General features: G+C 71.4%; 21 protein-coding genes and 2 pseudogenes. 13 read left to right on the top strand and 10 right to left on the bottom strand.

The window, feature by feature from the left end; genetic code table 11:
• Window positions 1–6: 6 nt before the first annotated feature.
• A complete protein-coding gene (locus tag IG74_RS0112220; protein WP_199818820.1) occupies window positions 7–1263 on the bottom strand; it encodes a serine hydrolase domain-containing protein in 1257 nt (418 codons plus the stop codon).
• A gap of 401 nt (window positions 1264–1664) precedes the next feature.
• Here IG74_RS0112220 and IG74_RS49340 point away from each other — a divergent pair.
• A pseudogene (locus IG74_RS49340) lies at window positions 1665–2046 on the top strand (VOC family protein).
• Between the two features lie 65 nt (window positions 2047–2111).
• Here IG74_RS49340 and IG74_RS0112230 read toward each other — a convergent pair.
• Window positions 2112–2795 (bottom strand): TetR/AcrR family transcriptional regulator, encoded by a 684-nt coding sequence (locus IG74_RS0112230; protein WP_030674290.1) that lies wholly within the window; start codon window positions 2793–2795, stop codon window positions 2112–2114.
• A 104-nt stretch (window positions 2796–2899) separates the two neighbouring features.
• Here IG74_RS0112230 and IG74_RS0112235 point away from each other — a divergent pair, with 104 nt between their 5' ends.
• Window positions 2900–3616: an NAD(P)-dependent oxidoreductase gene (locus tag IG74_RS0112235; RefSeq protein WP_030674292.1), complete on the top strand. Its 717-nt coding sequence runs from the start codon at window positions 2900–2902 to the stop codon at window positions 3614–3616.
• Window positions 3562–3975 carry a GNAT family N-acetyltransferase gene (locus tag IG74_RS0112240; protein ID WP_078868750.1) on the top strand — a complete coding sequence of 138 codons (414 nt, stop codon included), beginning with the start codon at window positions 3562–3564 and terminating at the stop codon, window positions 3973–3975. The genes IG74_RS0112235 and IG74_RS0112240 overlap by 55 nt, the downstream gene beginning before the upstream one ends.
• A gap of 9 nt (window positions 3976–3984) precedes the next feature.
• Here IG74_RS0112240 and IG74_RS0112245 read toward each other — a convergent pair whose 3' ends face one another.
• From IG74_RS0112245 to IG74_RS0112255, 3 genes are all read right to left on the bottom strand, one after another.
• Complete coding sequence (locus IG74_RS0112245) at window positions 3985–5739, bottom strand: ankyrin repeat domain-containing protein (RefSeq protein ID WP_030674295.1); 1755 nt, start codon at window positions 5737–5739, stop codon at window positions 3985–3987.
• 58 nt (window positions 5740–5797) lie between these two features.
• Window positions 5798–6526 (bottom strand): 3-keto-5-aminohexanoate cleavage protein, encoded by a 729-nt coding sequence (locus tag IG74_RS0112250; RefSeq protein WP_030674298.1) that lies wholly within the window; start codon window positions 6524–6526, stop codon window positions 5798–5800.
• Between the two features lie 89 nt (window positions 6527–6615).
• A complete protein-coding gene (locus tag IG74_RS0112255) occupies window positions 6616–7596 on the bottom strand; it encodes an NAD(P)-dependent alcohol dehydrogenase (protein WP_030674301.1) in 981 nt (326 codons plus the stop codon).
• Window positions 7597–8009: 413 nt separating this feature from the next.
• Between IG74_RS0112255 and IG74_RS0112260 the strand changes: the two genes are divergently transcribed.
• Both IG74_RS0112260 and IG74_RS0112265 read left to right on the top strand, forming a co-directional pair.
• Window positions 8010–10970 carry a M14 family metallopeptidase gene (locus IG74_RS0112260; RefSeq protein WP_030674304.1) on the top strand — a complete coding sequence of 987 codons (2961 nt, stop codon included), beginning with the start codon at window positions 8010–8012 and terminating at the stop codon, window positions 10968–10970.
• Between the two features lie 249 nt (window positions 10971–11219).
• A complete protein-coding gene (locus tag IG74_RS0112265; protein ID WP_030674307.1) occupies window positions 11220–12146 on the top strand; it encodes a LysR family transcriptional regulator in 927 nt (308 codons plus the stop codon).
• A 43-nt stretch (window positions 12147–12189) separates the two neighbouring features.
• Here the strand turns inward: IG74_RS0112265 and IG74_RS0112270 are convergent, their stop codons facing one another.
• The gene (locus IG74_RS0112270; RefSeq protein WP_030674310.1) at window positions 12190–12810 is read right to left on the bottom strand and encodes a TetR/AcrR family transcriptional regulator; all 621 of its coding nucleotides are present in this window, start codon (window positions 12808–12810) and stop codon (window positions 12190–12192) included.
• A gap of 104 nt (window positions 12811–12914) precedes the next feature.
• Here IG74_RS0112270 and IG74_RS0112275 point away from each other — a divergent pair, with 104 nt between their 5' ends.
• The 3 genes from IG74_RS0112275 (at window position 12915) to IG74_RS0112285 (ending at window position 15641) form a co-directional block, all read left to right on the top strand.
• Entirely contained in the window at window positions 12915–13574 is a 660-nt protein-coding gene (locus IG74_RS0112275) for a DUF998 domain-containing protein (RefSeq protein WP_030674313.1), read from the top strand.
• 52 nt (window positions 13575–13626) lie between these two features.
• Complete coding sequence (locus IG74_RS0112280; RefSeq protein ID WP_030674315.1) at window positions 13627–13839, top strand: DUF4287 domain-containing protein; 213 nt, start codon at window positions 13627–13629, stop codon at window positions 13837–13839.
• A gap of 203 nt (window positions 13840–14042) precedes the next feature.
• On the top strand, window positions 14043–15641 hold the full coding sequence (locus IG74_RS0112285) for an alpha/beta hydrolase (RefSeq protein WP_030674317.1): 1599 nt from the start codon (window positions 14043–14045) through the stop codon (window positions 15639–15641).
• 202 nt (window positions 15642–15843) lie between these two features.
• On the opposite strand, the gene IG74_RS0112290 is transcribed toward IG74_RS0112285, so the two are convergent.
• Together IG74_RS0112290 and IG74_RS0112295 are read right to left on the bottom strand one after the other, a co-directional pair.
• Window positions 15844–16683: a hypothetical protein gene (locus tag IG74_RS0112290; RefSeq protein ID WP_199818821.1), complete on the bottom strand. Its 840-nt coding sequence runs from the start codon at window positions 16681–16683 to the stop codon at window positions 15844–15846.
• A 368-nt stretch (window positions 16684–17051) separates the two neighbouring features.
• Window positions 17052–17591 carry a putative immunity protein gene (locus IG74_RS0112295; RefSeq protein WP_030674321.1) on the bottom strand — a complete coding sequence of 180 codons (540 nt, stop codon included), beginning with the start codon at window positions 17589–17591 and terminating at the stop codon, window positions 17052–17054.
• Between the two features lie 183 nt (window positions 17592–17774).
• On the opposite strand from IG74_RS0112295, the gene IG74_RS0112300 reads away from it, so the two are divergent.
• Window positions 17775–18560, top strand: coding sequence for a hypothetical protein (locus IG74_RS0112300; RefSeq protein ID WP_051854820.1), 786 nt, complete (start codon window positions 17775–17777; stop codon window positions 18558–18560).
• Window positions 18557–20143 (top strand): helix-turn-helix domain-containing protein, encoded by a 1587-nt coding sequence (locus tag IG74_RS0112305; protein ID WP_030674325.1) that lies wholly within the window; start codon window positions 18557–18559, stop codon window positions 20141–20143. The genes IG74_RS0112300 and IG74_RS0112305 overlap by 4 nt, the downstream gene beginning before the upstream one ends.
• A gap of 54 nt (window positions 20144–20197) precedes the next feature.
• On the opposite strand, the gene IG74_RS0112310 is transcribed toward IG74_RS0112305, so the two are convergent.
• Together IG74_RS0112310 and IG74_RS0112315 are read right to left on the bottom strand one after the other, a co-directional pair.
• Window positions 20198–20383 (bottom strand): hypothetical protein, encoded by a 186-nt coding sequence (locus IG74_RS0112310; RefSeq protein ID WP_030674328.1) that lies wholly within the window; start codon window positions 20381–20383, stop codon window positions 20198–20200.
• A gap of 172 nt (window positions 20384–20555) precedes the next feature.
• On the bottom strand, window positions 20556–21008 hold the full coding sequence (locus IG74_RS0112315; RefSeq protein ID WP_030674332.1) for a DUF6082 family protein: 453 nt from the start codon (window positions 21006–21008) through the stop codon (window positions 20556–20558).
• Between the two features lie 226 nt (window positions 21009–21234).
• Between IG74_RS0112315 and IG74_RS0112320 the strand changes: the two genes are divergently transcribed.
• The 3 genes and pseudogenes from IG74_RS0112320 to IG74_RS45810 all read left to right on the top strand — a co-directional run bounded on the left by IG74_RS0112320 (window position 21235) and on the right by IG74_RS45810 (window position 23689).
• Window positions 21235–21975, top strand: a complete 741-nt coding sequence (locus tag IG74_RS0112320) for a class I SAM-dependent methyltransferase (RefSeq protein ID WP_030674336.1) — start codon at window positions 21235–21237, stop codon at window positions 21973–21975.
• 67 nt (window positions 21976–22042) lie between these two features.
• Window positions 22043–22984: pseudogene (locus IG74_RS0112325) on the top strand (NADP-dependent oxidoreductase); the annotation flags it as partial.
• A gap of 219 nt (window positions 22985–23203) precedes the next feature.
• A complete protein-coding gene (locus IG74_RS45810) occupies window positions 23204–23689 on the top strand; it encodes a hypothetical protein (RefSeq protein ID WP_078868737.1) in 486 nt (161 codons plus the stop codon).
• The last annotated feature ends 97 nt before the right edge of the window (window positions 23690–23786 follow it).

Genomic DNA, 23786 nt, shown 5'->3' on the forward strand with positions numbered 1-23786 from the left:
TGGTGATCAGTCCGTACGAGCCGCTTCCGGCGCGGGCTTGCCGAACATGGCGCACAGCGTCGCGGACTGCAGCGGCTTGGCCGCCTGGGTGAGGTCGGGGAAGGCGTCCGGGAACTCGGCGAACGCCTCTGTGGAGATGAGGACGCTCGCGGTGCGCTTGCCTGTGGGGTCGGTGAAGTGGGTGCTGAGGTAGCCGGGGATGCCGCCGTCGTGGAACCACACCGTGCCGCACCCGGTGGTGACGGTCTGGATGCCGAGGCCGTAGCCGGGCCCCTTCGGCTCGTCGGGGGAGACCGGCACGGTGGTGCGCAGTTGTGCCAGCTGCGCGGCGGGCAGCAGCTTGCCGGTCATCAGCGCGGTGTAGAAGCGGTCCCAGTCGCGGGCGGTGGACACCACCGCCCCGGCCGCCCCGCCCCACGAGGGACTGTTGGCGGAGACGTCCACATGCCCCGCGCGGGGCGCCCCGGCGTAGTGCCGGAACTCGGCCGGCACGCCTGGGGGCATGTGTACCGCATCGGGTTCGTAGCCGCGGGCATGCGGTCCGCGCCAGGCGGAGTCCTCGGCGTAGTACGTGTGCTTCAGGCCGAGCGGCCGGGCGATCCGGTCGCGGACCAGCTCGGCCAGGGTCTTGCCGGTGACCTTCTCCAGGACGGCACCGACCGCGGCGTAGTTCGTGTTGCTGTACGACCACTTGGTGCCCGGGGCGAAGAGCGGATCGTGCCGCACGCCCACGGCGAGGAGTTCCTCCGAGGTCCACCGCCGCTGGTCCGTGCCCAGGATGGAGGGCAGGAGCACGGGGTCCTCGGTGTAGTCGTGCAGGCCGCTGGTGTGGTTGAGGAGCATGCGCAGTGTGATCGCGTGGCCGTCCGGCACCTGGCCCGGCAGCCACTTGTCCACCGGGTCGTTCAGCGCGAGCTTGCCCTCGGCGGTCAGTTGCAGGACGAGGGTGGCCATCATGGTCTTGGTGTTGGAGCCCATCCGGAACTCATCGCTCAGCCGCAGCGGGTGCTCCGAGCGGGCCCACGGTGCCTGCTCGGCGACTTCGACCGGCTTGCCGCGGCCGTCGTCCACGCGCACCATCACCCCGGGCGCTCCGGCGGCCACCAGCTTCCGCGCCAATTGCACCAGTTGGTCGCGCTGCTGTGCCCTGGTGCCGCTGCCGTCGTGAACCGGCGCCGTGACCGCTCCGGCGGGTGACTGCGCGACCGCCTGCCCGGGCTGCCCGAACCCGACGCCTAAGCAGACGACGGTCAGGGCGGACACCGCCGCCACCAGACGCAGACGGCTTCGACGGTGAACGATGCGGTGAGCAGAGTGGGTTCGGGCGTGCGTGCGCGCATGGAGAGGGTGCGACCTGGTCGTCATGCCGCTCACCTTCGCGCACGGACGTCGTGCTGGTCACTGGAGTACGCCACCTATGTGAGGGTGGGGATTGCCCCCGTGCGGAGCTGGGGTGTGCAGCGACGCCAGCCCCCCTCGCTGTCGGGCCGAACCGCCCTGCCCGGCCGTGTGGACGGCCCGGCCGTGTGGACGGGCAGCCTCCGCATTCGCTTCGCGCGTGCTCGCCTCGTCCGGTACGGTCGCGGGATTGTTTGCGCTGCTGGGAGCCCGTGCGGTCGGTCTGCGGTCTCCCTGGCGTTCCCGAGGCTGAGCCAGGTTTCGTCATGGCGTGTCGTATCGATGAGCTCGTGCTCGGTTGCCGCGAACCCGAGGTGCTCGCGCGGTGCTGGTGCGAGGTCCTGGACTTCGTCGTGCTCGACCGCGAGGACGACAGCTCGGTGGAGATCGGGCCGCGCGAGGGGTTCGGCGGTCCGCAGCCGACCATCTTCCTCAGCCGCAGGGACGAGCCGGAGCGGGGCAAGTCCCGGCTGCACATCGACGTCAAACGCCACCGACCGCGACCAGGAGGCCGAGCTCGAACGCCTGCTGGAGCTCGGCGCGCGCCCGGCGGACAACGGCCAGACGGGGCAGGAGCAGTGGCACGTCCTGATGGACCCCGAGGGCAATGAGTTCTGCCTGCTCAAGGCCCTCCTCAGCCCGCTGTAACGCTCATCGAGCCGTCTCGGCACCCTCCTGACGGTGACGAGGCGGCTCGGTCCAGCGGTTTGCCCCTAGCCGCTCGCGGGCTCGTCCGGGTGGAGGGCGTCGAGGATGAGGCCGAGGCCGAAGGCGAACTCGTCGGTGTAGTCGTAGCCGGGCTTGAGGACGTGCTCGACGGCCAGCTCCGTGAGGTGCGGGTAGGTGTCGGCGGGCATCTCGCGCAGGATGGCGTCCGCGACCTCGTCGAGCTGCTCCGCGCCGGTGAAGGGCAGGCTCAGCTCCTGGAGCGCGAAGCCGTACAGATAGCTGTCGATCAGTGAGATGGCGTGCGCGGCCATCGGGACGGAGAATCCGCCGGCGCGCAGCGCCCCGATGACGGCGTCGTGGTGGCGCAGCGTCGCCGGGCCGGGCCGGGAGCGGGAGTCCATGAGGCCGATGGCCCATGGGTGGCGCCGGAGGGCGGCGCGGGCGGAGACCGCGCGGTGACGCATGGCCGTCTTCCAGTCCGTGTCGCGCGGCGGCAGGTCGATCTCGCCGAACACCGCGTCCACCATGCCGTCGAGGATGTCCTCCCGGCCCGAGACGTGGTGGTAGAGCGACATCGCCTCGACTCCCAGCGGCGCGGCGATGGCCCGCATCGTGAGCGCGGCCGAACCCTTCTCGTCCGCCACCGCCACCGCCGTACGGATCACGCGCTCGCGACTGAGCGGGGTACGTGCCGACGGCCCGCGCCGGCCCTTGCCCGTCTCGCGCATCTGCCCTCCAACTCGCTGTTCCTGCACCTCTCTTGACCGCCTTACGGCATAAGGCTAGCTTGCCTTACGCCATAAGGTAGTCATCCTGGCGAAGGGGCTGCGCCATGGGCACGGAGCGGGTGAAGAAGGTCTGTGTCGTCGGGGCTTCGGGGAAGCTCGGGCAGTACATGGTCCGGCACGCCCTGGACCGCGGCTACGAAGTGGTCGGTGTGTGCCGGGAGCGCAGCGTGCCGAAGCTCGCCGCCTTCGACGGCCGGATGACCGTCGTGCCCGGCCCCACGGACGACCCCGAGGTGATCCGGCGGGCGGTCGCCGGATGCGACGGCGTGCTGACGGTGCTCGTGCCCTGGGGCGTACGGCAGTACGCGTCGGGCACGGCACAGGCGGTGCTCGACCACGCGCGGCCGGACGCGCGCCTGGTCTTCTCCTGCGGCTGGCACATCACCCGCGACGGCAAGGACACCTACTCTCGGATGTTCAGGCTGGGCGTCCGGACCGCTGCCGTGGTGGGCAAGCTCCTGCGGGCCGTCGAGATCGATGACCAAGTGGAGGCGTGCCGACGGGTGTTCGCCAGCGACACGCGGTGGACCGTGGTGCGCGGCAGCTCCCTGGAGGAGGGCGAAAGCCAGGGCCTGCCCGTGTGGAGCCGGCACGTGGGCGACCCGATACTGGCCAGCAACCTCACGCGCCGGGTGGACTTCGCGCTGTTCATGGTGGCGGCACTCACCGACGACACGCTCGTCCAGGAGGCCCCGGCGATCGTCGGCTGCCTCACGGCCAGCGCTCTCACCCATACGCAGGGCCTGCACGGCCAGGCCTAGAGCCGGACGCGGACCGCCGAGTCGTGAGGCTTGCCGGCTTGTCCCGAAGTGGAGCGGGAGGCGTGGCGCCCGGTCTGTGGAGCGCTCGCGCGGGTGTGGGCCTCGATGCGACCGCCGTGGTCAGCCGCCTGTTCGTCGCCCCGTCGGCCCGCGGCAAGGGGATCGGTGCGCTGCTGGTGGCGCGGGCCGTCGCGGAAGCGCGGGATCGCGGCCTGCATCCGGTTCTCGACGTGGTCGCTTCCGACACTGCGGCGGCGCCCTGGTGCGAGAGGCTCGGCTGGCAGCTCCTTGCCAAGGTCGAGCAGCAGTGCGGCCCGGGCCAGACGGTAGCCGTCCGGTGTTACGCGGCGGCACCTTGAAGAGGGTGCTCAGCGCCTGAGCGACGCGGGCAGCTCCACCCAGCGGCGCGCGGCACGACGATCGACCGCCGGTCGGCCGTCGCTGACGCGCAGGCCGACCGCGGCGCAGGCGTAGGCGAAGGTGTCCGCGTCGTGAGGGAACGCGTGCTGCCGCTGCCAGAACCGGAAGTGCCAATAGGCCGGCGGGTCCGACTCGTCCGGGGGAAGGCCGATCTCCTCGTCGGCGACGATCTCACCGTCGCGGGCCAGGGTGCCGAAGGTGCCGCCCTTGGCGTTGAAGTAGATCCCGTACGCGGCGGTGCCCGCCGATATGGCCCGCAGTACGGCGGCGTCGCTCGGCATGTACCCCTCCTGCGTGAGCACGCAGCCGCCCGGAGCGCCGGGCACGTTCCTCACGCCCACATGGCGGAGGGAGGCGTCGCTGTCCGTCAGGCTGAAGGGCGCGTGGTCCAGGTCCGCCGTGGGGCACTGCGCGGGGTCGGCACCCAAACGCCGGATCACTTCGTCCTCGGTCAGGTCCCGTACGAAGCAGATGCCGAGCCCCTCCGTCCAGAGCTCCTGCTCACCGAACGCCGCGATGAGGGCGTCCGCCGCGCGGAAGGCGGCGGCTTCCCCGATCGGCAGTTCCACGGCCCCAGGCAGGTCGGCGACGAGCGGTGCGAGGGGCGTGGTCAGCAGTAGCCGCCCCGGCGACCAGGGCCCTGTCTGCGGAGTCCACACATCGGCTCCGGCGGTGATCAGCGCGCGGACACAACCCTCGTCCACGCTGCAGGCGGCGTACCACAGGGGCGTGAGGCCGTCCTCGTCGGCCACGTCTGCCTCCGCGCCGTGCTCCAGGAGCGCGCCGACCGCTTCCGCCGCCCCGAACTCCGCCGCCAGATGCAGCGGGACGGTGCCCGGCCAGCCGACGCGCGCGTCGGGCGGCGCGCCCGCGCCGAGCCGGACCCGGACCAGTGCCGCGTCCTGCCAGTCCCGGTGGCCCATCCGCTCCCAGTCGGCCCGGGGGACGTACCGCTGCCGCTCTTCTTCCTGTCGGCGCAGCGTCTCCAATTGACGTCCCGTCAGGGGCGGGGCGAGGAAGCTGGGCGGTCCGCTGACTTCCAGCCTTGCGAAGGAGCTCGGCTGCTCCGCGGGGTCCGGTGCGTCGATGCCCGGCCATACCTCGATGACCTGTGCCGACGCGGCATGCAGTGCCGCGGTGCCGAGGGTGGTGCGCGTCTCGCCAATGCCCTCGTCCGGCCACTCGATGATCAGCTGAGCCTCGTCGGGCGGAGGGAGTTCGGCCAGATACAGCTCGACGTCGGTCTTGAACGTCGTACGGCGGGAGTGGTGCAGTCCGGGATCCAGCGGAATCAGCCCGACGTGCTGGGGTGTGACGGTGGAGCGGGCCTTTCCGTCCGACGCTGTCCACGACATGAATCGATCCACCGTGGGGTCCAGTGACGTCACGCGACGGCCGTCCTGGAACAGCAGGCCGACCCTGAGCCCGGACTGCCGGGTGGTGTCGCTGCTGCGCCAGCGGGTCCTGCGGAACACCGACAGGTGCAGGGTGGCGGAGCGCGGCCACACGGTCCATCCCGTCAGGACCACCCGGACCTGCGGACCGATGCCGACCATCTCCAACTGCGACTGCGACACCGGCGCGAACCAGTCGACCGGCGGCGCGTACCGCGCGACGTCCTCTCCCGGTGGCCCCAGCCGGACCAACGCGGCTCGCTCGGCGGGTGGTTCTTCCGGTAACACCAGATCGTCGAAGAATCCCATACGCCGATCGTGGCAGAGGGGTCTGACATCGCCGGTGGGCCGAGGCGTCGCGCAACAGCTACCTCCCCTCGGCAGCCAAAAGTGTCAGGGCCGCCCGGACGAGGGCGGCGTTGTCAGGTGCGGCGGAGCCGTCCGGGAGGACCAGGACGTCCTCAAGGCCGAATCTCGCGTCCAGTCCCAGCCGGGCTGCCACGCGCAGCACCGGCCAGGCCCCGCCGTCTTCCCCGTGCAGCAGCACCGGGGCCGGCAGGGCAGGACCCAGTTCCTCCACCAGAGTCAGCGCGGTTTCCCCGGCCGTGGCCGCGTTGACATCGGTGACTTCGGCGAGCACGCGCAGGACCCGGTCCGGAAACGGCGATGCGGAGAACCGGCGCGCGGCGTCCGTGCCCGAGTAGATGCCTGCCTCCACGCCGACGCCGCGGTCGAGCAGTGCCTCGGCCACCTGCTCGGCTCCCTCTTCGTGCCAGTTCACCGAGGCGTGGTCGGGCAGCACGCTCCAGGAACGCACCAGGGCGGCACGCTGCTCGGGGTCCGGCACCGCCCACGCCCCCGTGGTGACGCCGATCCGCACACCCGGCGGAACGCCACGGCGCACCGCGGCCACCGCCCGGGCCACCGCGTGCGCCTCCAGCGAGTCCCGGCCCTCGTCGTCCTTGGGGTGAAGGTGAAGGTCGTCGGCTCCGGCAACGACGGCCCGTGCCGCTGCCGAGGCCAGGTCGTTGGGCGACACCGGCAGTGAGCGGCACTCCGCGCGCGTGCGCGCCCCGTTCAGACATACCTGCAGCATGGCCTCGACCATGCCAGCCACCACTGACACCGTCGGCGGACGCTCCGCGGGCTCCGTCGAAGCCCTCGTCGAGCGTGACCACCGTGAGGTCAGGCCTCGGGCACCACGACCAGGACCACCTTGCCCCGGGGATGGCCCCGCTTCAGATGGCGGATCGCGTCCCGGGCCTCGGTCAGGGGGTAGGTGCTGTCGACGGCCGGAGTGATGTCACCGCTCTCGATCAGGGCCGTGAGGGTCAGCAGGTCCGCCCGGCCTACGACGGCGAACAGGCCGAGGAGGTCGTGCCGGGTGAAGCGGGTCATAAGTGCCATGCGCAGCTGGGTTCCGGTGTCGCCGAACCAGCGGCTTCCGCCCTCGCCGCCGATGTGCACGAGGGTGCCGCGCGGGGTGAGGGCGCGGCGCAGCAGGGGCAGGGGGCGGTTGCCGGCCGCGTCGAGGACGACGTCGTAGCGGCGGGAGCCGTCGGTGATCTCCTGGCGGGTGTGGTCGAGGACGGTCGTGGCGCCCAGGGAGCGTACGAACTTGGCCGCGCGACCCCCGCAGACCCCGGCGACCTCCGCGCCGTGGGCGACGGCGAGTTGCACGGCGAAGCTGCCCACGCCGCCGGACGCGCCGATGACCAGGACCTTCTGCCCTGCCCGCAGCCGCGCCTTGGTGTGCAGGGCCTGGAGGGCGGTGACGGCGGAGACCGGGACGGCGGCGGCCTGCCGGAAGGTGACGTTCTGGGGCGTAGGGGCGATCCGCTCGGTCTTGGCGAGCGCGTACTCGGCGAAGGAGCCGTCGAGGCGCCCGTACACCGCGTCGCCGGGCTCGAAGTCCGTCACCTTCGCGCCGACCGCCTCGACGCGCCCGGCACCGTCCCAGCCCCGTACGGGGTTCCTGGGGCCGCGCAGTCCGAAGACCGGGCGGACCATCAGGGGCAGCCCGGTCATCACGTGCCAGACGTCGGGGCCGACGCCTGCGGCGTGCACGCGTACCAGCACCTCGCCTTCGGCGGGGGAGGGGCGAACGACGTCCCGTACGTGAAGCGTGTCCGCGGAGCCGTAGACGTCCTGCACGATGGCCTTCACGGCGGCGTTCCCCCCCGTCGAAGTGAGCGGGCACGCGGGGCCCGTACGGGCCCCGGCGGATCGTCGGCGGTGCACGGGGGCACGCCCCGCGCAGCGCGGGCGAGGGGTGGTCGCGCCTCTCCAGGCCCTCATCGGAGGCCCCCTCGCAGCGGCCCCCCAAGCATCCCTCGAACCGGTGCCCCTGCCTAGGCGGGCGAAGCGGACAGTGGCCGGGGCCACGGCGCCGCGGCGCCGGGATGTCACCACGGGTCCCAGGAGCCCCCAACTCCTCGTAGATGTACATGAGTTCGCCACGCAACCGGCAGCGCACCGGTCAGGGGAATGAACCAGCCACCCACCCATTGACATGATCATGGAGCATGACGAGCCTGGCGTTCGCGCACAAACGTGCCGGACAACTGCAAGGGGGGCTCATGAGACGAAGAACCCGTGCGAGATCGATCCTCGCCGCCGGTGCCCTGCTCGTCGGCGGCATGGCCGCCGCACCGCACGCCCAGGCGAGCGGCCCGGCCAAGCCGTCGGGCGGCGACGACGCTGCGGCCGTGAAGGTCTACCAGGCCGAGGTCACCAAGAAGCAGATACCGATCATGCTCAAGGCCGGCCAGGACGCGCACGAACTCGCCGGGCAGGTGCCCGAACGCGGCACCGGTCGCGTCGAGCTCTACCTGACCGAAGCCCAGGCGAAGTCGATCGAACGCCAGGGCGTCGACCTCGAAGAGCACAAGATCTCCGAAGCCACCGAGAAGCGGCTCGCGGCCGCGGGCGACGGCGTCTACCGGCCCTACAGCGGCAAGGGCGGACTCCAGGAGGAGATCGTCAAGACCGCGCAGGCCCACCCCGGCCTCACCAAGGTCGTCTCCATCGGCAAGAGCCTCCAGGGCAAGGACATCCTCGCGCTCAAGCTGTCCAAGGGCGCGGCGAAGTCCAAGGACGGCTCCAAGCCCGCCACGCTGTACATGTCCAACCAGCACGCGCGCGAGTGGATCACCCCCGAGATGACCCGCCGCCTGATGCACCACTACCTCGACAACTACGGCAAGGACAAGCGCGTCACCAAGCTCGTGAACTCCACCGAGCTGTGGTTCGTGCTCTCCGCCAACCCGGACGGCTACGACTTCACGCACGCCGCGGGCGGCGAACGCCAGTGGCGCAAGAACCTGCGCGACATCGACGGCGACGGCAGGATAGCCGCGGGCGACGGCGTCGACCTCAACCGCAACTTCGCCTACAAGTGGGGCTACGACAACGAGGGTTCGTCCCCGAACGCGTCCTCGGAGACCTACCGCGGCACCGGCCCGATGTCCGAGCCCGAGACGCAGGCGATCGACCGCTTCCAGAAGCGCATCGGCTTCGCGTACGGGATCAACTACCACTCGGCGGCCGAACTGATCCTCTACGGAGTGGGCTGGCAGGTCGCCACGCCCACGCCCGACGACGTGCTCTACAAGGCCCTGGCGGGCACCCCGGAGAAGCCCGCAGTGCCCGGCTACCACCCGCAGGTCTCCTCCGAGCTCTACACCACCAACGGCGAGGCCGACGGGCACGGCGGCAACGTCAACGGCATCGCCATGTTCACCCCGGAGATGTCCACCTGCCAGACCGCGTCGAACGTCGACCCCAATGACGCCTGGAAGCCCCAGGACTGTGCTTCCGTCTTCACCTTCCCCGACGACGAGAAGCTGATCCAGCAGGAGTTCGCGAAGAACGTGCCCTTCGCGCTCGCTGTCGCCGAGACCGCGCTCCACCCGGACCGGCCGGTCTCCGTCAGCGGGATCGACGCCCCCGACTTCACCCCCGACTCCTTCACCACCTCCTACGGACGCCACGGTGACCAGGAAGTCGCCGTCACCGCCCGCAAGTCGGTGCGCGACAAGGAGCTGCGCTACCGCGTCAACGGCGGCCGCACGCACACCGAGGAGCTCTCGCGCTGGAAGGGCGGCGAGACCTTCGGCGGCGAGGACAACCTGTACTTCGACCAGTACCGCGCCGAGGTCGAGGGCGCGGGCGTGGGGGACAAGGTGGAGGTGTGGTTCAGCGGCCGCGCCAAGAAGGGCCGCACCGACAGCGAGCACTTCACCTACACCGTCGCCGAACGGCCCAAGGCGAACACCCTCGTCGTCGCCGAAGAGGGCGCGAGCGCCACGCAGACCCAGAAGTACGTCGACGCCGTCAAGGCGAGCGGCCGCACGGCCGCCGTCTGGGACGTCGCCAAGCAGGGCACCCCGCACCCGCTCGGCGTCCTGTCGCACTTCCGCGCGGTCGTGCACTACACCGGCGACCCCGTGCCCGGCGCGCCCACCCAGCTGGCCCTGCGCGCCTACCTCAACGAGGGCGGCAAGCTGATCGAGTCCGGCGAGCGGGCCGGCGGCGACGTCGACCTCGGCGACGCGCTCACCGACGACTTCGCGCAGTACTACCTGGGCGCCTACGAACGCCTGCCCGCGGCCGGAGCCCAGCGCTTCACCGGCAGCGGGGCCCTCGCCGGAGCCGAGGGCCCCGTCGCGGCCGCCGACGGCAACGCGCTCGACAAGGCGGGCCGCTTCACCGTCACCTCCGACAGCCTGCCCGCGCAGCAGTTCCCGCAGTTCAAGAGCGCGGCGGCGGGCAACTACCCCGGCCTGACCAACCCGTACGCGCCGTACGCGGGCCAGGGCATGGCGTCCGCGACCCACTCCGACCGGGACTACAAGCGCCTCACCCGCACCATCGACCTCACCGGCGTCACGGCCGCCGACCGGCCGGAGCTGCGCCTGGCGCTGAACTGGAACCTCGAGTCCGGCTACGACCACGGCCTGCTCGAAGCGCACACCCCGGGCGCCGACGACTGGACCACCCTCGCGGACCGCAACGGTGCCTCGTCCACCACCGTGCCCACCCAGTGCACGGCGGGCTTCTTCCTCACCGCCCACCCGTTCCTGCGCCACTACCTGACCCGCGGCGCCTCCAGCTGCACGGCCAGCGGCAGCAGCGGCAGCTGGAACAGCTTCACCGGCTCGTCCGGCGGCTGGAAGCAGGTCGCCTTCGACCTCAGCGCCTACGCGGGCAAGAAGGTCGAGGTCTCCCTCAGCTCGGTCACCGACCCCTCCGACGGCGGCCGCGGCCTCTTCGCCGACAACGCCCAACTCGTCGTCGGCGGCACCGCGACCGAGACCGAGGGGTTCGAGACCTCGCTCGGCACCTGGTCCGTGGCCCCGCCCCCGGCCGGTAGCGCCAACATCACCGGCGACTGGGCCCGCACCGGCGAGCTCTACCGGCCCTACGCCGCGGTCACCGCCCGCGACAGCGTCCTGCTCGGCTTCGGCTTCGAACACGTCACCGAAGCCAACGACAGGGCAGCCCTCATGCGATCCGCCCTGAACCACCTCCGCAGCTGACACACCCCGACCGGACCTCGACTCCGGGCTCGTAGCCCTGGTGAAGAGGCACCTCCAGGCAACGCGCACCCCGCATGACCTCGGCCTCCGGGACCCACTGTGGTCCCGGAGGCCGACTGCGTGGTGCGCGGACGAGCCGTGCGCCGCCGACCGGAATGAAATAACGGGAGAACAAGGTCACTTACTACTACGACGACGATGAGGACGGGGTGGGCCGCGGCCCGCCGCAGTGAGGGGGGACGGGAGCCGATGAGCCTTCGTCAGTTCGAGTACGCCTTGGCCGTTGCCGAGGAGGGCTCGGTGACGGCTGCGGCGGAGTTGTTGCGCGTCGCCCAGCCGTCGGTGTCCCAGCAGATCCGCGGCCTGGAACGGGAACTCGGAGTGACGCTGTTCACCCGTACGCCGTCCGGACTGGTGCCCACCATGGTCGGCCGCGCGTTCCTGCGCGACGCGGAGGTCGCGGTCAGTGCGGCTCGGCGGGCGCGGGCGACGGCGCGGGCCGGTGCCGACGAGCTGGTGGGCGAACTGGCGGTCGCGGCGCAGATGGGCCTGGGCACACGGCAGCTGCCGGGCGCGCTGAGCGCGCTGCGCCGCCGCTTCCCCCGTCTTGAGATCACCGTCTTCGAGGAGCCGAACCCGGCCGAGCTGGAGCGGCTCGCGCGCGGGGGCGTCCTGGACCTCGCCCTGATGGCCGGGCGGTGCGAGGAGGGCCTGTACGACGGCCACCGCCTCGGCGACGAGGAGTTCGTCGTGGTCCTCGCCGCCGGGCACCCCCGGCTCGCCGCGGACCGGGTCGAGCTGCGTGACCTGGAGCGGGAGCCGTGGGTGAGGTTCGACCACCACAGCGCCCTCGACGGCGTGCTGCGGGACGTGCTGCGGGACAACGAGCTGACCCCGACCACCGTCGCCCGTGTGTCCCAGACGGCGACGGCCGTGCGCTGGGCCGCCCACGGCCTCGGAGTGACGCTCGTCCCGGCCTCCGCGGTGCCCCACGGCCACGAGCACCTCGCCCGCCCGGTGTCCCCGGTCGTGTCCCAGCCCGTCTTCGCCGCGGTCCGGCCCGGCGCGGGTCCGGCGGAGACGGCCCTGCTCGACCTCCTGCGGCAGGAGACCTGGCACAAGTCCGTGTTCTACTCGCCGGTGTCGCCGGTGTCGTCGGCGTCGCCGGTGTCCTGACGGTGGGAGGGGGCGACGGGAGAACGCCGGGCGTCGGGAGTCCTCAGCGGTAGGCGCCGAGGAAGGCGGTGACGCCCGCGGTGGCGTAGCGGTCGAGCTCGTCCTGGGTGTGCCGCGGTCCGCCGTGGAACATGGCCTTGTTCACGGGGATCCAGAGCAGCAGGCCGGAGAAGTGGTTGGCGGCCAACAGCGGGTCGTCGATCCGGAGCAGCCCCTCGTCGGCCAGCTTCCGGAAGGTGGCCGCGAGGGTGGCGAGGACGCGCTCGAAGCCCTGCTCGTACCAGGCCGCGCCGAGCTCGGGGAAGGTGTCGGAGTTGGCGATGATCAGGCGCCGCAGCTGGAGCACCTGGGGCTGGGTCAGGGCGGTGAGGAACTGCCGGGCGAGCCGGGTGAGGTTCTCCTCCAGGCGGTCGGCGTCGGCCGGGATGTCGGCCACCAGGTCGATCATGGCGTCGGCCCGGTCGGTGGTGGCCAGGACGATCTCGGCGAACAGCTTCTCCTTGTCGGCGAAGTGCTTGTAGACCGTCTGTTTGGAGACGGCCGCCAGCTTCGCGATGTCGTCCATGCTCGTGCCCGAGTAGCCCTTGTCGACGAAGACCCGCGTCGCGGCGTCCATGATCGCCCTGCGCTTGCGGGCCGACCGGCTCTGCTCGTTCGCTTCCATCCCGACTCCCTTCAGTACTGGACAGTCTAGTTCTGATCTGGCTACTGTAGCGCCTGCACCGCGAGGAGTACTGAACCGTCTAGTTCCAGTTGGGGGATCGCGCCATGACGCACACGATCGAAGCTCCAGTCGCCACCGCTCCTGCCGCCGCCACCTCGGTACCGGCCCGCACGCTTCTGGCCGGGGGTGTCGTGGCAGGGCCGCTGTTCCTGGGTGCGGGCCTGATCCAGGGCCTCACCCGTGACGGCTTCGACTTCACCCGCAACGCGATCAGCCAGCTGAGCCTCGGCGGCCCGGGCTGGATCCAGGTGACGAGCTTCGTGCTGACCGGCGTGCTGGTCATCGCCGGTGCCATCGGCATGCGCCGGGTGCTGCACGGGAAGCCCGGCGGGGTGTGGGCGCCGCGGCTGACCGCCGTCTTCGGCGCGTCGTTCCTGCTGTCCGCCGTCTTCACCGCCGACCCCGGCGCCGGTTTCCCCGCGGGAGCCCCCGACGCCCGGGCCACCTCCATGAGCTGGCACGGCACCTTGCACATGCTCAGCGGCATGGTCGGCTACCTCGCCCTGTGCGCGGCCTTCTCCGTCCTGGCCCGGTACTTCGCCGCGGACGGGCGCCGGGGATGGGCCGTCGGGAGCCGCCTCGCGCCCGTCGCCGTACTCGCGGGCTTCGCGGGCTCCTCCGTCACCGTCGTGGCCTTCACCGTCGGCGCCGGTCTGGGCCTGCTGGGGCTTGCCGCGGTCACCGCGCGCCTGGCCAGGGCGTAGTCACCCGCCCGTCATCGAAACCCGCATCCGCCACCAGAGACAGGACACCGCAATGACCCAGACGCCCAAGGGCCCGGCGAGCTACTTCCCCTCCATCGAGAAGAAGTACGGCCGCCCGATCGCGGACTGGCAGGACCTCATCCGCACCTCGCCCCTCACTAAGCACATGGAACTCGTCACCTGGCTCAAGACCGAGCACGGACTCGGCCACGGACACGCGAACGCCCTCGTCGCCCACACGCTCGCGGAAGGCGGCGGCAAGTAGGGCAGTGACCATAGGGGCAGCGCACCCGCCATGGGACTCAGGGTCCCGCGGCGGGTGCGCTGTCGCTCCCCGTCCGTGCCGGAAACGCTGGATGAGGGTTCCCCGCCGGGGTGGGGGACGGTCACGATGAGGCACTGGGTAAAGTACAGCCGACTTTACTCACCATTTACTCTCACATGACCGATATCGGTAGGAGTCAGAGCATGCCCCACCCCATACGTCCGGGTCGCACCGCGGTGCTGGCCGCCGCCTCGCTGTTCGCGATCCCCGCCCTCGCCGGCTGCGGCGGCGGGTCCGACGACGACGCGGGCAAGGACGGGCGGACGGCCACCACGACCCCGTCCGCCACGGGGAAGTCCGCCGGGGGATCCGGCGGGGGGAAGTCCGCGCTGCCCGCGGCCCTCACCGGCCAGCGGCTGTCCTGGAGCACCTGCCCCGCGCCGTCCGCCGCCCAGGGCACCGCGGAGGCGCCCGGCAAGGGATGGCAGTGCGCCACCATGAAAGCGCCGCTCGACTACGCCAAGCCCAAAGCTGAGACCGTCGGCGTGGCCCTCATCCGCAAGAAGGCCACCGACGCCGACCGGCGCATCGGCTCCCTCGTCTACAACTTCGGCGGCCCGGGCGCCTCCGGCGTCGCCACCCTCCCGCAGGCCGCCGAGGACTACACCAAGCTCAACGCCTCCTACGACCTGGTCAGCTTCGACCCGCGCGGCGTCGGCAACACCACGGCCGTCAAGTGCCTGGACGACAAGACCCTCGACACCGACCCGGGCAGCGGGGACGCGCTCAAGGACGCCAAGCGGCTCACCCGGGCCTGCGAGAAGAACTCCGCCAAGGTGCTCCCGCACGTCGGCACCGCCACCACCGCGCGCGACATGGACCTGATGCGCCAGGTGCTCGGCGACAAGAAGCTGAACTACTTCGGCATCTCGTACGGCACCGAACTCGGCGGCGTCTACGCGCACCTCTTCCCGAAGAACGTCGGCCGCACCGTCTTCGACGCGGTCGTCGACCCCAGCCAGGACCCGCTGCAGTCGGGCCTCGCCCAGGCCAAGGCCTTCCAGAAGGCCCTGGAGTCCGCCATGGCCTACTGCGCCAAGGAGTACACCGAGAACTGCCCGACCGGGAAGAACGCCGCCGAGGGCAACCGGCGCGTCAACGCCATGCTGGCCAAGCTCGACAAGAAGCCCGCGTCCACCGAGAGCGGCCGCAAGCTCACCAAGGAACTCGCCCTCACCGGCATCGGAGCCACCCTGTACGCGGGCGAGGAGGGCTGGGACGCCCTGGCGCAGAGCCTGGGCGAGACGATGCAGGGCGGCACCGGCAACAACCTGCTGATGTTCGCCGACTCCTACAACGGCCGCGACGACAAGGGCCGTTACAGCAACATGTACGCCGCGAACACCGCGATCACCTGCGCCGACACCCGCAGCCGCCACACCCGGGCCGACGCGGACGCGCAGCGGCCCGCCTTCGAGAAGGCCTCGCCGGTCTTCGGCCCGTCCATGGCGGACGGCCTGCTCGGCTGCTCGGCGTGGCCGGTGCGCGGCACGGCGGACAAGCCCGAGGTGGCCGCGCCCGGCGCCGACCCGATCGTGGTCGTCGGCAACACCGGCGACCCGGCCACGCCCGTCGAAGGCGCCCGGCGCATGGCACGGCAGCTGGGCAAGGGCGTGGGCGTCAACCTGACCGTCGACGGCGAGGGCCACGGCACCTACGGCGAGAACCGCTGCGCCACGAAGGCGATCGACACGTTCCTGATCGACGGCAAGGCCCCGGCCGACGGCACCGTCTGCAAGTAGCCGCGACGGACAGGCCCCGCAACGGCGCCTGACAGCCCACGCGTCGGCCCCTCTCACCCGCGCCCTGCGTGAGAGGGGCCGCTCGCCGCCCTCGGCCGAACTCACCCCGCCGTCCGGCGCGCCGCGCATACTGGACGCGGCGGCAGCAGCGCAGCAGCGTGACGCACGGGTTCGTGCGGGTCCGCTCGCGGGGTGTGGGCCGTCAGACGGTGGTCAGGTTGTACGTGCCCGCGCCGTCCTGTCTGCCGCTGGAGTACTGGCGTAGGAACTCGCCGTCCGCGTAGCGGTCGTGGCCCATCATGGAGCCGGTGTACTTGTTCTGCACACCGATCTTCGGGCTGCCGGGTACGTCGCGGTAGATGTAGAACCGCTGGAGGTCGTCCTCCGCGCAGGGCAGTGTCCTCAAGACTCCTCGTTCGGTGGCCGGGGGCTGGGTGTGGCGGTTGTGTTTCTGCGTGGCCGTCGGCGCCACCGCGCCTTCTTCGAGGGTGGTGTAGGTGGTGAAGCTGCCGCCTTCGGACCCTTCGATCCATTTCAGCGCCCAGCTGCCGTCGTTCTGCTGGACGCGGTTGCAGTTGAGGCTGCCGTATGTGCCGGTGACCTTCTTGGTGCCCTTGTACACGCCGTAGTAGCCGGCCTGGTTGAAGTTCCACGCGACCGAGTTGGACTCGGTGCTGGTGGAGGAGGACTCGGCCTTCACGTTCAGGCCCACGCTCACGCCGGCCTTGCCGAGGGTCTCGGAGGCGAAGCCGCCCTCGATGCTGTTGTTGAGGCCGACGGAGACCGTGATGGTCGTCTGGGTGCTGGTGGTGACGGTCTGGTTGCCGGTGGTGCCCTCGGTGACGTACCAGCCCTTGAAGTGGGTGATCGTCGGGGAGACCTCGGTGGTCTTGATGTAGGGGTGGCGTGTGCCGAGGTCGGCCGCCGTACGGCTGTCGCCGGGCCGGGACGCCGTTGTGCCGGTGGGTGCCGCGGCGGCCGGAGAGGCGGCAAGGCTGGTGGCGGTGACTGCTACGGCGGCCGCCACGGCGGTCATCGCCATGCGTGATCTGCCGGTGTGGCCGGCGGGTCTGATGGAGCGCATCATCGCCTGTTTCCCCCTGTGGTGTGTGTCGGGTCGGGGGGAATGCAGCGGCCACGGGGGGTGGTGGTGTGAGGCCTGAACTGGCCAGCCACAAATGATCACGGAGGGGCCTATTCCGCCCCTGGCGCAGACCGTTGCTGGGGGCAAATAGGGCTGTGTTAGGGCGAGGTGCTGAGCACCAACGCGGCCCCCGTCACACAGGAACCGCTGACCAGCAGTGGCGTGCAGGAGCCTTCCGAATCAGGCTCGACCTCAGCCCGAGCCCCCGTGGAGGCTGTCCGGTAGCTCGGCGACGCACCGTCGCACGTGCGGGCGTTGGCCACTCGCTAGCGAGTGGTACGCAGCGAGGCGTCCAGCAGGCTCATGAGCTGTGCGACGCGGCTCCTGCCGACCGGCGGGAGAGGGTAGCGGCCGAGTACGTCGATCAGAACCGGTGTCGCGCGCTGCCGCACCCGCTCGAGCTGCGCGAGGCCGACGTCCGGGTCGTCGCCCGCGTTCAGCTCGGCGACGCGCGCCGCACAAGCGGCAGCACGCAGGATGTGGCCCACCTGGGTGGCCTTCGCGATCGGATGAAGGTACGCGGCGGCCGCCGCGTCACCGGCGGCACGGGCGGCGAGACGCGCGGCCTCGGTGGCAGCGTCCTTCGCCGCGCGGTGCGCGTCCAAGGAGGTGACGCGCTGCACCTTGGTCCTGCGCGCGCCGTTCACGAACACCCACGCGGCATCGAGGGCCGCGCGGGGCCGGTCGTCGCCGGGGCTGGCGTCCTCGTACACGGACAGGACGTCCTGCGCGCTCTCCGCCGCGAAGCGCGCCACGACGCGCAGCTCATCCATGGTCAACTCGAAGTCACCTGCCGCGTTCGTCACGGCGGAGAATCCTGCCACGGGCGGATGGACCGACGACGGGCGGATGGGCAGCGGATGGAGAGGCGGTCGGGCCAGTGGGTCGGGGCCAGTGGGTCGGTCGCCTTTCGGGCGACGTCTCTGCCCGTGTGTCACTCCGGGCCGGGGCACGCGCTCCATGAGCATGGTGAAGCAATACACTGTGCCTTGCTTCACCACACTCGCTTCACCGCACTCGACCCGGAGGCCGAAGCCGTGCTGCCGTCCGTCGCCCTGACGACACCCCAGGTCCTGGCAGGCGAATTCCTCACCCGCCCCCAGGCCGCCACGGTGCTCCGGCTGTCACCGAACACGGTCGGCAAGCTCCTGGCCAGCGGATTCCTCCCCGACCTCGCCGCGGCCCGGGTCCACGCCCTGGCCCGCGCCCCGCAGATCAGCGTCACCCGCGGGGAACTGCCGGTGCTGCGCACCGGGCCCGCCGGGCCGCCGCCGCACGAGGACGACGACCGGGAGTTCATCGGGGACGCCCCGCACCTGACGGACGAGCAGTTCCTCGAGGCCTCCCGCCAGTGGTGGCGGTGCGAGCCGGACAAGGTCGTCGCCGCCGGAGTCCTGGCCGTGGCGGTGGCCGGCTGGGTGACCGGGGTCCTGGCCGTCCGAGGCCGCGGTGGCACCCGGCACGGAGGGCGGGACGTACGGCACTCGTTCGAAGCGAGCGTCGCCGGGCGCGTCACGGCACTCGATCACCCCGACAGCTCTCGCGTCCTGACCGGAGATCCCGCTCTGGCCGCACTGACCCGTACGCTGCTGGGCGCGCGGGTCCAGGAGGCGAGGTCGGGCGGCCCGATCGCCTACCTCAAGGCGCCCCCGCAGCCTCCGCGGCCCGCGCAGTCCTCGCAGCCCCCACAGCCCCCGCACCCCCGCGACGAGAAAGCTCCCGTGCACCCTCACGGCGAGAAGGCATCCCTGCACCCCCACGGAGAGACGGCATGAGCGACTTCGACGCGATCGACGCGCTGCTCGCCTCGGCGGCCGAACCCGTTCCGCTGCCGCCGGCCGAGCAACGCCGCGCGCTGCGCGAGGCGCTGGGCCTCTCCCGTGCGCAGGTGGCCCGCGCGCTCGCCGTGAGCCCGTCCACCGTGGGCGGCTGGGAGGCGGGCCGCGACCCCAGCGGCGAGGTCCGCAGCCGGTACGCGTACTTCCTGGGGCAGGCCGAGGACAAGGTCCAGGCCCGGCTGAGCGCCGCCGCACCCGCCGAGGAGCCTGCGGAGGCGCCCCCCGCCCACGAACCGCTGCCGACCGCCGGCACCGACGCCCCGGCCCGGTCGGCACAGTTGGCACAGTCGGCACAGGACGAACTCGCCGAGCCGCAGCCGTGCGTGCTGTGCGGGCAGCCCGCCCATGACCAGGTCGAGGGCTATCCCCAGCATCTGGACGCCGCCGAGTGCGGGGCCGCCGCGCCCAGCGGCCCGGCGCAAACAGCCGACGCCTCGGCGCGGCCGCCGCACACCACCCCCTCAGCCCCTGAGCCGGGCGACGCCCCCAGCACCGCGACCCGCACCGTCCGCAGCCCGGGCCGAGGCGTGAAGGTCGTCCCCGTCGGCCGCCGTGCCCAGACCGCCGCCGACTCCCCGGACCTGATCGGCACGGCCGTCGCCGAGACCATGGCGCAGCACCACGGCGACGTCGAGGCGGCCACCGCGGCCCTGATCAAGCGCGCCATCCCCGACGCGATGGCGCTCCTCGACCACACCCGCACCGGCGGTCGCTACGACATCGTCGCCCACCCCTGGATGCCCGACATCCTGCGCAGGCAGAGCGCCCGCGGCGCCGACCAAATCTGGGAGGCGCGCCCCAAGTGGACCCGCCCCGAACTGCCCGCCGGGCAGCACGAGGTGACCGCCCTCGACATCAACGGCGCGTACCTGTCCGCCCTCAAGACCCACCTGCCGATCGGCCAGCTGGAGCACTCCACGGGCACCCTCCACGACCGGCGCCGAGCCGGAGTCCACCTGATCACGCCGCCCGCCTGGGACCACGACCACGTACTCCCCAACCCGCTCGGCAGCCGCGACGAACCCGGCCCCCTGTGGGTGACCGAACCGACCCTGCGCCTGCTGCTGCGCCTGTCCGGACCCAAGTACGGCCTGTGCGACCCGCCCGAGATCCACGAGTCGTTCACCTCCGGCGCCACGGAGGGGCTTCTGGAGAAGTTCCGCATCGCTCTGAAGGACGCCCGGGACCGGGCGATCGCCGAGGACGACGAGGTGACGCTGGAGTACGTCAAGGCCATGTACTCCAAGTTCGTCTCGACCCTTGGGGAGTCGAACTACAACCGCGAGCTGTACCGGTCCGACTGGATGCACCTCATCCGCTCCCAGGCCTTCGCCAACCTCTGGATGAAGACCTACAAGGCCTACGACGAGGGCCTGATGGTGGTCCGCGCGATGGGCACCGACGAACTCCACGTCATCGGCGACTGGCGCGCCGTCTTCGACGAGGGCCGGGGCGTGGCCCAGGTGAAGGTCAAGGACGCCTACACCCTCGGCGAGGACACCGCCCTGACCGAGCCCTGACCCCCGATGGGGGGCCCGCGCCACGCACGAGCCCCTCACCAAGGCCGACGCGGACTACCCGGAATGCCCGGACTCCCCGGGTGTCTCGCGCACGCCGGGGTTCCGGCCGGGAGGTGCCTTGGCGCTGTCCGCCTCGGAAGCCCTGGCCGCCTCCTTCTCGGCCCGCTCCTTCTCGGCGAGAGCCTTCTTGGCCTGCTCGTCCTGCCAGGCCTCGCCCCGGCCTCGATCACGCTTGCCCACGACCAGTCCTTTCGTACGGGAACGCGTACAGGAACGCGTACGGGAAGACGACGGCGCACAGCCGCGCCGTCCCTGCCATGTGCCCACACCTGCCCCGGTCGGGCCAGCGCAGAGGGCCGTCTGGTGGCGTCGCCATGGAACGATCTTCACCGCGGAACGGGCGACGCGAGCCCTAGCTGTTCCCGCCGACCGCCAGCCGGTAGTGCTCGTCGACGATCGCCACGAAGCGCTTCTTGCGCTTGGAGTGCGTCGCCTCCGCCACGCGCCACCAGCCCCGGTGAACCCGGCTCCAGTAGGTGCGGCCGACCTCACCTCGGAAGAACGTCCCCAGACTGATCGCCAGTTCGGGCTCGCTGAGTTCCTTGAGTACGTACTGGGTCTGCCACCAGGTGACAATGAGGTTGGCGAACATGACCTGGCGCGCCTGGTCGTCGGGCAGGTCGTTGCTCGGACTGCCCCAACAGGCCCGCAGAACGGGATCGTTGAGGCTGAGGACCAGCAGTTCGCGATGCGAGGCGCGGATGCTTCCGTCCTGGGAGATCCTCGTCTGGCGGGACTGGTAGACCAGAGACACCAGGACACCGGCGAGCGCGGCAGCGGAAATGATCAGCGATGTCAGAGCCATGCGTTGACATTCCCCCGGCGCGACGTCCCCTAGCCCGGTCGGATCGGCGTCACCGTCACCGCGGACCCTGTACGGGAGCCCGGGACGATGTCCGGATCTTTGTGGCTTCTGCCAATACGGCAGCCTGCCGCCATCCGTAGAGACTGCCGAACGGAAGCCGCGACGCACGCACCGAGGACGGGGGCTGCGGGCGCGGGCATGTCGAAACACAGGGGAGTGCGGCGCGATGAGCGTGCAGCAGTACGACGAGATCGGTGAGGCGTTCGAGGGCTTCAAGGCCCTGCCGCTGGCGCGGTACGGAGAGGTGCCCAGCTTCCTGGAGATGGTCGGGGACGTGCGCGGCAAGTCAGTGCTCGACCTCGCCTCCGGCACCGGCTTCTACAGCAGGGAGGTCAAGCGACGCGGTGCCACGGAGGTGTTCGGCGTCGACATCTCCGGCGAGATGGTCGCCGTGGCGCGGGCGTTCGAGGAGCGCGAACCGCTGGGCGTGCTCTACGAGGTGGGCGACGTGTCCGAACTACGGCCCCTGGGGCGGCACTTCGACGTCGCGCTCGCGGTGCAGCTGCTCAACTACGCGGAAGACATCGCCGCCATGGAGCGGATGTGCCGCAACGTGCGCCGGAGCCTGAAGCCCGGCGGCGAGTTCTTCGTGTTCGCCCAGAACCCGGACTACCGCTTCGACGGGCCCTCGCTGGCCAAGTACGGCTTCCTCTGCGAACCGACCGGCGAGGAAATCGAGACCGGGCCCCGTGTCCGGGTCACGGCGTTGCTCGACCCGCCGGTCTCGTTCGTCGGCGCCTGCCCGCGCCGCGAGGTCTACGAACACTGCCTGCGTACGGCCGGATTCAGCGAGGTGACGTGGGTCCCGCTGAAGGTGTCCGACGACGGCGTGCGCGAGTTCGGGGCGGATTTCTGGGCGGACTGCTTCGCCAACCCGCCGCTGGAGATGCTGCGCTGCCGCGCCTGACAGCACGAGGGGCCGACCGGACGTCCCGTCGCGGAATGAAGCAACGGCCCATCGGGTTGCCGGTGTTGTGAGGGCGATAGGGATCAACGCGTTCGGCGGCCCCGACGTCCTGCGGGTGCTGGACCTCGCCGAACCGAAGGCGGGCCCCGGCGAGGTCCGCATCCGCGTGCACGCGGCCGCTGTGAATCCGACCGACGTGCTGCTGCGCACCGGCGGCCACGCCGTCCGCATGGTGGGCATGGAACCGCCGTTCGTACCGGGCATGGACGCGGCGGGCGTCATCGACCAGCTCGGGCCCGGAACCGGTGACCGGCTCGCCGTCGGCCAGAGCGTCATCGCGATGGTCCCGTTCACCGGCCCGCACGGCGGAGCCTACGCCGAGCAGGTCGTGGTGCCCGCGGCAGCGGTGGTGCCCGCGCCCCTGGGCGCCGGGTTCGCCGAGGCGTCCACCCTGCTGATGAACGCCGCGACCGCCCGCCACGCCTTGGACGCCCTCGCCGTGCCGAGCGGGGGGACCGTCGCGGTCACCGGTGCGGCGGGCGCCGTCGGCGGGTACGCGGTGGAGTTGGCCAAGGCCGACGGGCTGACCGTCATCGCCGATGCCTCCCCGCGCGACACCGACCTGGTACGCGGCTTCGGAGCGGACCACGTGGTGGCGCGAGGGCGCGAATTTCCCACACGGGTACGCGAGTTGGCCACGGACGGCGTGCCGGGGCTGCTCGACGGATCGGCGCAGACCACCGACGTCGTACCCGCCATCGCCGACGGCGGAGCCCTGGCCGAACTGCGGGGCTGGCCCGGCCCCGCCGAGCGCGGCATCCGGGTGTGTCCCGTGGTGGTGTCGGCCGTCATGTTCGACACCGCGCTCCTGGACGCGCTGCGCCGCCAGGCCGAGGAGGGCGTGCTCAGCATGCGGGTCGCCGAGGTGCTGCCTGCCGCCGAGGCCGCTCGGGCCCACCGCCTCCTGGAAGCCGGAGGCTTGCGGGGGCGGCTGGTGCTGGACTTCTCCCGAGCGGACCGCCGCTGCCCTCGTCGACCGTGGCGGCCTCGGAATCATCGGCGTGGGCGAGATCGGCCGTGCCATCGTGACCGGCCTGAGCGACGGCGTCGAGGAGCCCCCGCAGATCCACCTCTCGCCCCGCGGAGCCCGTACCGCCGCCGAACTCGCCCAGCGGTACCCGAACGTGCGGGTGTGTACTGACACCGCGACAAGGTCGTCATCAGCGTCATGGCGGGCGTCAGCATCAGCGAGCTGCGCCGGAGCATCGACACCGGCGCCCCCGTCGTGCGCGCCATTCCGCTGCCCGCCGCGCGCGAACGCCGGTCCGTCACCGTCATTCACCCTTCCCGCCCGGCCGTGGAAAGCCTCTTCGACGCCCTGGGCGGGGCGCTGCCGGTCGTGGACGAAGCGGCATTCGACGTCTACTCCACGCTGACGGGCACACTGACCGTCCATTACTGGTACCTGGCCACGCTCACCGACTGGGCCTCGCGACAAGGCATTCCTCCCGAGGGCGCGGCCCGGTACATCCGCAGCCTCTTCCAAGGCGTCGGGCGCGGCCTGGACGACGACACCCGGTCTCTGCGGCAGCTCGCGGGCGACCACGAGACGCCGAACGGAAGCAACGAGCGCATTCGCACCACGTGGTTCGACACGAGCAACGCCGAAGCCCTGACCAAGGCACTCGACGGGCTTCTCGCACATCTCAGGTAGCCGCGTCGACGGTGACCTTGATGGGGTGCGATCGGACAAGCACGTTCAGTGAGATCGAGACGGTGAGATCGACACGTTGAGATCGAGACGAATGAGA

This window comes from Streptomyces sp. NRRL B-1347, assembly GCF_000720325.1.
Classification (GTDB): domain Bacteria; phylum Actinomycetota; class Actinomycetes; order Streptomycetales; family Streptomycetaceae; genus Streptomyces.